At 73.6% G+C, this 9,308-nt stretch carries 7 protein-coding genes; all 7 read left to right on the top strand.

The annotated features are described in order from the left end of the window. Position 1 precedes the first annotated feature (1 nt). The 7 genes from AB0E07_RS18155 to AB0E07_RS18185 are packed head-to-tail and all read left to right on the top strand — an operon-like array spanning position 2 to position 8,998. On the top strand, positions 2-3,361 hold the full coding sequence (locus AB0E07_RS18155) for an SUMF1/EgtB/PvdO family nonheme iron enzyme (RefSeq protein WP_362252395.1): 3,360 nt from the start codon (positions 2-4) through the stop codon (positions 3,359-3,361). After that, positions 3,358-4,122, top strand: a complete 765-nt coding sequence (locus AB0E07_RS18160; protein WP_362252398.1) for a class I SAM-dependent methyltransferase — start codon at positions 3,358-3,360, stop codon at positions 4,120-4,122. The genes AB0E07_RS18155 and AB0E07_RS18160 overlap by 4 nt, the downstream gene beginning before the upstream one ends. 45 nt (positions 4,123-4,167) lie before the next feature. Next, a complete protein-coding gene (gene argC, locus AB0E07_RS18165) occupies positions 4,168-5,196 on the top strand; it encodes an N-acetyl-gamma-glutamyl-phosphate reductase (protein ID WP_362252400.1) in 1,029 nt (342 codons plus the stop codon). After that, positions 5,193-6,344: a bifunctional glutamate N-acetyltransferase/amino-acid acetyltransferase ArgJ gene (gene argJ / locus AB0E07_RS18170; protein ID WP_362252403.1), complete on the top strand. Its 1,152-nt coding sequence runs from the start codon at positions 5,193-5,195 to the stop codon at positions 6,342-6,344. The genes argC and argJ overlap by 4 nt, the downstream gene beginning before the upstream one ends. Further along, positions 6,341-7,249, top strand: coding sequence for an acetylglutamate kinase (gene argB / locus AB0E07_RS18175; RefSeq protein ID WP_362252405.1), 909 nt, complete (start codon positions 6,341-6,343; stop codon positions 7,247-7,249). The genes argJ and argB overlap by 4 nt, the downstream gene beginning before the upstream one ends. Continuing rightward, entirely contained in the window at positions 7,246-8,433 is a 1,188-nt protein-coding gene (locus AB0E07_RS18180) for an acetylornithine transaminase (RefSeq protein WP_362252408.1), read from the top strand. The genes argB and AB0E07_RS18180 overlap by 4 nt, the downstream gene beginning before the upstream one ends. Before the next feature lie 19 nt (positions 8,434-8,452). Continuing rightward, positions 8,453-8,998 (top strand): arginine repressor, encoded by a 546-nt coding sequence (locus AB0E07_RS18185; RefSeq protein WP_362252410.1) that lies wholly within the window; start codon positions 8,453-8,455, stop codon positions 8,996-8,998. The last annotated feature ends 310 nt before the right edge of the window (positions 8,999-9,308 follow it).

The raw sequence follows: 9,308 nt of genomic DNA on the forward strand, positions 1-9,308 counted from the left end.
CGTGCGGGACCTCGTCTGGTACCGCGGGTCGGACACCTCGCTGGCCACCCTGGTCAGCGCGGACGCCCGGCACCTGCTCGGAGATCTGGGCACCGGGCCCGACCCGGACACCGTCGAGCACATCGTGCCGTTGGTGCGCGCGCTGTACGAGAAGCTGTCGCGCAGGGGCGTCAGTTGGTCGCCGAAGCCGTTCCGGGTCTCGGAGGTGGAGCACGGGGTGCGCTCCGCCTCGGCCGTCCTGGAGGGCGACCGGCGCGCCTCCTGCCTGGACATCTCCCTGCTCTTCGCCGGCTGCTGCCTGGGCTACGGACTGGTGCCGGTGCTGATCGTCCTGGAGACGCACGCCCTGGTCGCGGTGTCGCTGCGGCACCGCATCGACCCGACGGCGCTGGAACAGCGCACCGAGATCAACGTCGGCGGCGTGTGGCGGGCCCACCAGGAGGCCGCCTTCCGCGCCGAACTCGGGGCCGCCGACGCGGGCAGGTACCTGCTCGTCGAGTGCACCGGCGCCGTACGGATGCGCGCCCCCGAGGGCCCCGGGCACCCCGGGAACCCGGCCACCCCGGAGACCGCGGACCGCCGGGACGGACTGCTCTCCTTCGAGGCGGCGCTGCGCGCGGGCCGCCGCCAGCTCGATGTGTCCGACCGCGGCTTCCAGTTCGCCCTCGACCTGTTCGTGCTGCGCGACTACCTGCGGATGGGCGACGCCCCCGTACTCGGCACCTACCCGGGCGAACGCCCGGCCGTCACCCAGGCGGTCCGCGCCCTGGCCGCGTCCGGGCCCACCGGCCTCACCCCGGGACAGCTGGGCACCCTGGCCGACCAGCACGCCCGCACCCTCCCCGGCTACCAGGCGTACTGCTTCGCCGACTGGCGGCTGCGGCGCGCCGCCCACTTCGACCCCGCGCTGCCCCGGATGACGGTCGTCTCCGAGAGCGAGTACGGCACCCGGCTCGGCTCCGCGCCGGAGCAGACCTTCCACAGCCTGACCGATGTCCTGGACACCGCGACCGCCGAGGTCCTGGTGCTGCTCGGCCCCCCGGGCAGCGGCAAGTCCACCCTGCTCCACCAGGTACGCGCCGAGTACGGTCTGCGCGCCCTGCGCCGGCACGACTCCGCCGTGGCCGTTCTCGCGCCGCTCCGCGGCCACCGCTCGGCCGAGCCCCCGCTCCAGTGGCTCGACGGCGTGCTGCGCGGGCGCCATCCGGGACTGCCGCCGCTCGCCGACGTACTCGACCAGGGCAACGTCCTGGTCCTCCTCGACGGTCTCAACGAACTGACCGGCCCGGCCGACCTCCGGCGCGAGGACCTGCTGGTGAGCTGGCGGCAGGCGGTCGAGGAGATCGTCGCCCGCGGTCCCGGCAACCGGGTCGTCGCCTCCTGCCGCAGCCTCGGCTACGACATGGGCCTCGGCGGCGAGGACCACCGCACCGACCACCTCACCCTGCACGCGCCCGCCCCCGAGGACGTCGCCAGGGCGCTGCGGGAGGCGCTGCCCGGTCTGCGGCTGACCGAGCCGTGGCTGCGCGAGGCGGTCGGCCTGGCCGGCACTCCGTACACCCTGGGCCTGCTGGCCGAACTGCTGCGCGGCGGCGAGGGGATGGCCTCCGACCGGACCCAGCTGTTCAGCGGCATGCTGCGCGCCGCGCTGCGCCGCGAGTACCACCGGGAGAGCCGGGAGCGGCTGCTGACCAGCCTGATCACCGACCTGGACCGCCGCCGGCTGGCCCGTCCCGGGGCGTCCCGCTCCCATGAACTGCCCGGCAGGGAAACGCTGTTCCCCGCCTACGAGGAGCTCGCGTTCGCGATGCAGGGGCACACCGCGGGCGGTGCCGACGCCCCCGCCGTCCTGCTGGAGCGGTCCGAGGCGGACCGGCTGCTCGGCCCGCGAGCGGCCTCGTTGGTGCGGCTCGGCTTCGACCTGGGCGTCCTCGACGAGGACCTCGACTCCGGCCACCTCGGCTTCACCCACCCCGCGCTCCAGGACTTCTTCTCGGCCCGCGCGCTCGTCCGCCGCGGTGATGTGCCCGCGGTGCTGGGCGGCCGGGCCGCGGACGCGGACGGAACCGGCCCCACGCCGCCGTGGGAGCCGCTCGGCCCGCTGCCGGCCGACCCCTGGAGCGAGCCGGTCGTCCTCGCGACGGTGATGAGCGACCGGCAGGACGACCTGGTCGCCCGGATCATGGAGGCCGACCCGCTCACCGCGGCGCGGTGCGTCCTGGAGCCCGGCGTGAGCACGGGTGAGCCGCTCAAGGACGCGCTCCGTGGACGGCTGCTCGCGGCCATGACCTCCGACGCCGATCTGCGCCTGCGGGTGACGTCGGGCCTCCTCCTGGGCCGGCTGGGCGACCCCCGCCTGCGCCGGCGCGAGGGCCCGCTCGGCCCGTACGTCGAGCCGTCGATGGTCGCGGTGCCCGGCGGCCCGGGGCCCGTCGGCTGGGCCGGGGAGGCGGAGTCGAGCCCGGTCACCACGGTGGACGTGGCGCCGTTCGCGCTGGGCCGCCACGCGGTGACCAACGCGGAGTACGCCTGCTTCCTCGAAGGCGGCGGCTACGACGACCCGCGCTGGTGGCCCACCCGGGCGGCCCGCCGCTGGCTGCGCGGCCGGGAGACCCGGCACGGGCACCGTGCCCAACTGGAGATCCTGGCCCGCCTGGTGAGCGAGGAGGACCTCCTCGACCGGCAGCGCCTGGGCATGCTCTCGCCCGCGGAACGGGACGAACTGCTGGAGTACTGCCGTGCCGACCCGGGCCGGCGGGCGCGGCTCACCGCCCAGCGCTACCCGGACGTGATCCTGCGCGCCCCCGAGCACTGGAACGACCCGCGGCTGAACGGGGCCAACCAGCCGGTGGTCGGACTGTCCTGGTACGAGGCGACCGCCTACACCCTCTGGCTCGCGGCCCAGACCGGGATCGCCTACCGGCTGCCGACCGAGGCCGAGTGGGAGTCCGCCGCACGCGGCGGCCCCGAGGGCCGTGAGCGCCCCTGCGCCGACCACACCCGGCCGGCCCACGCCAACACCCTCGACCTGCGGCTGCGGAGCACCACACCGGTCGGCATGTTCCCCCACAGCGCGGCCCCCTGCGGCGCCCTCGACCTGTGCGGCAACACCAGCGACAAAACCAGCAGCATCTACGGCCCGCTCTTCTCCGACCCACCGTGGCAGGGCTACGCCTACCCCTACGACCCGGCCGACGGGCGGGAGAGCGCGGACACGCCGGTGTCCCTGTGGCGCGTGGTGCGCGGCAGCACCTGGCGGCACAGCGATCTCGTCGCGGGCTACCGCGTGGCGGGCAACCCCACCAGCAGGGGCTCGGAGACCGGGCTGCGGCTGGCCGGCCCCGTGGAGGCGGCGCGATGACCGGCCCGGCCGAGTTCGACGCGCTGGCCTGGTTCTACGACCGGTACTGGGGCCCCGAGTACACCGAGGCGGTGATCCGCCCGCTGCGGGGGCTGTTGCTGGAGCACCTCCCGCGCGACCGGCCTCTCCTGGACGCCTGCTGCGGCACTGGCCATGTCACGGCGCTGCTCGCCCGGTGGGGCTACCGGACCGCGGGGTTCGACCTGTCCCCGGCGATGCTGGCGCGGGCCCGGGTCAACGTTCCCGCGGCGCGGCTGTGGGTCGCCGACGTCCGGCGCTGCGGGGCGCGCTCCGGGGCCTTCGGCGCGGTGGTCTCGACCTACAACAGCCTCGACCACCTGCCCCGCGCCGGGGGCGGCCCGGAGCGGGCCCTCGCCGAGCTGGCGCGGGTGCTGGAACCCGGCGGGACGCTCTTCTTCGACCTGAACACCGCCGAGTCCGCCGCCCCGGCCTGGCAGGGCTCCTTCGTGGACCGCCGGGCCGACGCGGTCTGCCGTACCGAGTCCGGCTTCGACCCCGCGACCGGAACCGGCCGCGCCCGGTTGACGATCACCCGGGAGGGGAAGTCCGAGGAGGCGACCCTCACCCTGACCGTGCACCCCCTGGGAGAGGTCCTCGCGGCGCTGGGCCGCGCGGGCCTGCGCTGCCGACGGGTCCTGACGACGACCGAGCTGGGCCTGGACACCCTGCCACCGCGGCTCTTCGTGCTGGCGGAGCGGCCGAGGGAGGAGACGGGGCGACCCCAGGGAAAGATTGCATAAACGTGCAGTCGTGCGTATAGTCATGCCCTCAAGGAGGAGGATTCCATGACGGTACGTGTGGCGGTGGCCGGAGCGAGCGGATACGCGGGCGGCGAACTCCTGCGCCTGCTCCTCGCGCACCCGCGGGTCGAGATCGGCGCCCTGACCGCCAACTCCAACGCGGGACAGCGGCTCGGCGCGCTCCAACCGCACCTGCTGCCGCTGGCCGACCGCGTCCTGGAGGCCACCACGCCCGAGGTGCTCGACGGACACGACGTCGTCTTCCTCGCCCTCCCGCACGGCCAGTCCGCCGCCGTCGCCGAACAGCTCGGCCCCGACGTGCTCGTCGTCGACATGGGCGCCGACTTCCGGCTGCAGGACCCGGCCGACTGGGAGCGGTTCTACGGCTCCCCGCACGCCGGTACCTGGCCCTACGGCCTGCCAGAACTGCCGGGTGCCCGCGCCGCGCTGGAGGGGTCCAAGCGTGTCGCGGTGCCCGGTTGCTACCCGACCGCCGTCTCCCTCGCCCTCCTCCCGGCCTACGCCGCCTCGCTCGCCGAGGCCGAGGCCGTGATCGTCGCCGCCTCCGGCACCTCCGGCGCGGGCAAGGCACCCAAGACGCACCTGCTCGGCAGCGAGGTCATGGGCTCCATGTCGCCGTACGGCGTCGGCGGCGGCCACCGGCACACGCCCGAGATGAGCCAGAACCTCAGCGCCGCCGCGGGCGAGAAGGTGAGCGTCTCCTTCACCCCGACCCTGGCGCCGATGTCCCGCGGCATCCTCGCCACCTGCACCGCCAAGGCGAAGCCCGGCGTCACCGCCGAGTCCGTCCGCGCCGCCTACGAGAAGGCGTACGCCGACGAGCCCTTCGTCCACCTGCTCCCCGAGGGCCAGTGGCCCGCCACGGCGTCCGTCCACGGTTCCAACGCCGTTCAGGTGCAGGTCGCGTACGACGAGGCGGCCGGTCGCATCATCGCGATCAGCGCCATCGACAACCTGACCAAGGGCACCGCCGGCGGTGCCGTCCAGAGCATGAACCTCGCCCTCGGACTCGACGAGACCACGGGGCTGACCACGATCGGAGTTGCGCCGTGAGCGTGACGGCAGCGAAGGGATTCACGGCGGCGGGCATCGCCGCCGGGATCAAGCAGAACGGCAACCCCGACCTGGCCCTGGTGGTCAACACCGGGCCCCGCCGCGCCGCCGCGGGTGTCTTCACCGCCAACCGCGTCAAGGCCGCGCCGGTGCTCTGGTCCGAGCAGGTCCTCAGGAGCGGCGAGCTGACCGCGGTCGTCCTCAACTCCGGCGGCGCCAACGCCTGTACCGGCCCCAAGGGCTTCCAGGACACCCACGCCACCGCCGAGAAGGTCGCGGAGGCGCTGCACATCGGCGCGGGTGAGGTCGCCGTCTGCTCGACGGGCCTGATCGGCGTACTGCTCCCCATGGACAAGCTGCTGCCCGGCGTGGAGACGGCCGCCGCCCAGCTCTCCGAGCACGGCGGCGAGAAGGCCGCCATCGCCATCAAGACCACCGACACCGTCCACAAGACCTCCGTCGTCACCCAGGACGGCTGGACCGTCGGCGGCATGGCCAAGGGCGCGGGCATGCTCGCCCCCGGCCTCGCCACCATGCTGGTCGTCCTCACCACCGACGCCGACCTCGACAGCGCCGCCCTGGACGCGGCCCTGCGGGCGGCCACCCGCACCACCTTCGACCGCGTGGACTCCGACGGCTGCATGTCCACCAACGACACCGTGCTGCTCCTCGCCTCCGGCGCGTCCGGTCTCACCCCGGCCCAGGAGGAGTTCGCCGAGGCCGTCCGCGCCGTCTGCGACGACCTCGGCCAGCAGCTCATCCGGGACGCCGAGGGCGCCAGCAAGGACATCCGGATCGAGGTCGTCGGCGCCGCCACCGAGGACGACGCCGTCGAGGTGGGCCGCTCCATCGCCCGCAACAACCTCCTCAAGTGCGCCATCCACGGCGAGGACCCCAACTGGGGCCGCGTCCTGTCCGCGATCGGCACCACCCGGGCCGCCTTCGAGCCGGACCGGCTCAACGTCGCCATCAACGGCGTGTGGGTCTGCAAGAACGGCGGGGTCGGCGAGGACCGCGACAAGGTCGACATGCGCTTCCGCGAGGTGCACATCGTCGCCGACCTCGCCGCCGGGGCCGAGACGGCCACCATCTGGACCAACGACCTCACGGCCGACTACGTCCACGAGAACAGCGCGTACTCGTCATGAGCACCACCCGCAAGCACACCGCGCTGCCCAAGGCGCAGACCCTCATCGAGGCGCTGCCCTGGCTGGTCCGTCACAACGGCAAAACCGTCGTGATCAAGTTCGGCGGAAACGCCATGGTCGACGAGGAACTGAAGGCCGCCTTCGCCCAGGACGTGGTCTTCCTGCACCACGCCGGGCTCAAGCCGGTCGTCGTGCACGGCGGCGGCCCGCAGATCAGCGCCGCCCTCGACCGGCACGGCATCGTCAGCGAGTTCAAGGCCGGCCTGCGCGTCACCACCGAGGACGCCATGGACGTCGTACGGATGGTGCTGGCCGGACAGGTCCAGCGCGAGCTGGTCAACCTGCTCAACGAACACGGTCCGCTGGCCGTCGGACTCACCGGCGAGGACGCGCACACCATCTCCGCCACGAAGCACCGCCCGGAGATCGACGGCGAGTTCGTCGACATCGGGCGGGTGGGCGAGATCACCGCCATCGACACCGGTGCCATCGAGGCCCTGCTCGCCGACGGCCGCATCCCCGTCGTCTCCTCGATCGCCCGCAGCGAGGACGACGGCCACGTCTACAACGTCAACGCCGACACGGCGGCCGCGGCCCTCGCCGCCGCGCTGGGCGCCGAGACCCTCATGGTCCTCACCGACGTCGAGGGCCTCTACGAGGACTGGCCGAACTCCGACGAGGTGATCAGCCGGCTGACCGCCTCCCAACTGGAGAAGCTGCTCCCGGAGTTGTCCGCCGGAATGGTGCCGAAGATGGAGGGCTGCCTGCACGCCGTCCGCAACGGCGTGCAGACCGCCCGCGTCATCGACGGCCGGGTCCAGCACTCGATCCTGCTGGAGATCTTCACGGACTCGGGCATCGGCACGATGGTCGTGCCCGACGGAACCGAACAGGGGGAGTCGTGAGCAACCAGGAGCTGACCGCCCGGTGGCAGGGCGCGCTCATGAACAACTACGGCACGCCCAGGCTGCCCCTGGTGCGCGGCGAGGGCGCCAGGCTGTGGGACGCCGACGGCAAGGAGTACCTCGACTTCGTCGGCGGTATCGCGGTCAACGCGCTCGGCCACGCCCACCCGGCGGTCGTCGAGGCCGTCAGCCGGCAGATCGCCTCCCTCGGCCACGTCTCCAACCTCTTCGTCGCCGAACCGCCGGTCGCCCTCGCCGAACGGCTGCTCCAGCACTTCGGGCGCGAGGGCAAGGTCTACTTCTGCAACTCGGGCGCCGAGGCCAACGAGGCCGCCTTCAAGCTCGGGCGGCTCACCGGCCGGGGCCACGTCGTCGCCACCGACGGCGGCTTCCACGGCCGGACCATGGGCGCGCTCGCGCTGACCGGCCAGCCCGCCAAGCGCGACCCGTTCCTCCCGCTGCCCGGCGACGTCACCCACGTCCCCTTCGGCGACGCGCAGGCCCTGGCCGCCGCGGTCACCGAGGACACCGCGATCGTCGTCATCGAGCCGATACAGGGCGAGAACGGCGTGGTCGTGCCACCGCCCGGCTACCTCAAGGCGGCCCGCGCGATCACCGCCGCGACCGGCGCGCTGCTCGTCCTGGACGAGGTGCAGACCGGCATCGGGCGGACCGGACACTGGTTCGAGTACCAGGCCCACGACGGCGTCCTGCCCGACGTGGTCACCCTCGCCAAGGGCCTCGGCGGCGGACTGCCGCTCGGCGCGACCGTCGCCTTCGGCCGGGCGGCGGAGCTGCTCCAGCCGGGCCACCACGGCACGACCTTCGGCGGCAACCCGGTCGCGTGCGCGGCGGGACTCGCCGTCGTGGACACCATCGCGAACGAGGGACTGCTGGAGAACGTCAAGCAGCAGAGCGAGAGGTTGCGCGACGGAATCGAGTCGCTCGGCCATCCTCTGGTCGCCCATGTCCGGGGTGCGGGCCTCCTGCTGGGTATCGTGCTCACCGAGCCGCTCGCACCACAGGTGCAACAGGCGGCTCAGGACGCCGGCCTGCTGGTCAACGCGCCCGCCCCCGAGGTCGTACGACTGATGCCGCCGCTGAACCTGGGCGACGAGGAGGTGGACGCCTTCCTCGGGGCGCTGCCCGGCATCCTGGACCAGGTCCAAGGGGAGGACGGATGATCCGGAGAATGGGACGACGATGAGTCAGGCGCAGGACCACGAGCACGCGGGCGGCACCGGGCCCGCCGTGCCGCAGACCCGAACGGCCCGCCACCGCCGGATCGTCGACATCCTCAACCGGCAGCCCGTGCGGTCGCAGAGCCAGCTCGCCAAGCTGCTCGCCGACGACGGTCTGACGGTCACCCAGGCGACGCTGTCCCGGGACCTCGACGAGCTGAACGCGGTCAAGATCCGCAACACCGACGGCGACCTGATCTACGCGGTGCCCAGCGAGGGCGGCTTCCGCACCCCGCGCGCGCCGCTGGGCGGGTCGGCGAAGGAGGAGCGCATGCGGCGCCTCTCCCAGGAACTGCTGATCTCCGCCGAGGCGTCGGCGAACCTCGTGGTCCTGCGTACGCCTCCCGGGGCGGCCCAGTTCCTCGCGTCGGCCATCGACCAGGCGGAACTGCACGACATCCTGGGCACGATCGCCGGCGACGACACGCTGCTGCTGATCAGCCGCGACCCGACCGGCGGCCAGGCCCTGGCGGAACACCTCCTCCGCCTGGCCCAGAACGGCCACTGACAGCGAGCCCTACGGGCCCGGGAGCCGACCCTTCGGCACTCGGGCCCCGACGGCGTTCCGGCCGGGGGCGCGCGCCGGGGCGGTCCGGCCCGGACACTCTGTCGGCCCGAAGCCGGCTCAAGCGGTGGAGCCGGATGGCGTGGCCGTGCCAAGGCAGACCGAGGGCGGGACGCCCAGCGTCCCTGGTGGGGCTGAGAGCTCCGAACAAAAGTGGAGCCCGGCGGGCGGCGCCCGGCACGCGCGCTCGCGGCGTTGCCGAAAGGCCCTGGTAGCTCCGCTACCAGGGCCTTTCGGCGCCTTGCGATCGCAC

This window comes from Streptomyces sp. NPDC048002 (genome assembly GCF_040653275.1).
GTDB lineage: Bacteria > Actinomycetota > Actinomycetes > Streptomycetales > Streptomycetaceae > Streptomyces.

Coding starts and splice junctions, on each gene's coding strand:
- AB0E07_RS18160 (WP_362252398.1), top strand. CDS start 3,358: ATGACCGGCCCGGCCGAGTTCGACGCGCTGGCCTGGTTCTACGACCGG.
- argC (WP_362252400.1), top strand. CDS start 4,168: ATGACGGTACGTGTGGCGGTGGCCGGAGCGAGCGGATACGCGGGCGGC.
- argB (WP_362252405.1), top strand. CDS start 6,341: ATGAGCACCACCCGCAAGCACACCGCGCTGCCCAAGGCGCAGACCCTC.
- AB0E07_RS18185 (WP_362252410.1), top strand. CDS start 8,453: ATGAGTCAGGCGCAGGACCACGAGCACGCGGGCGGCACCGGGCCCGCC.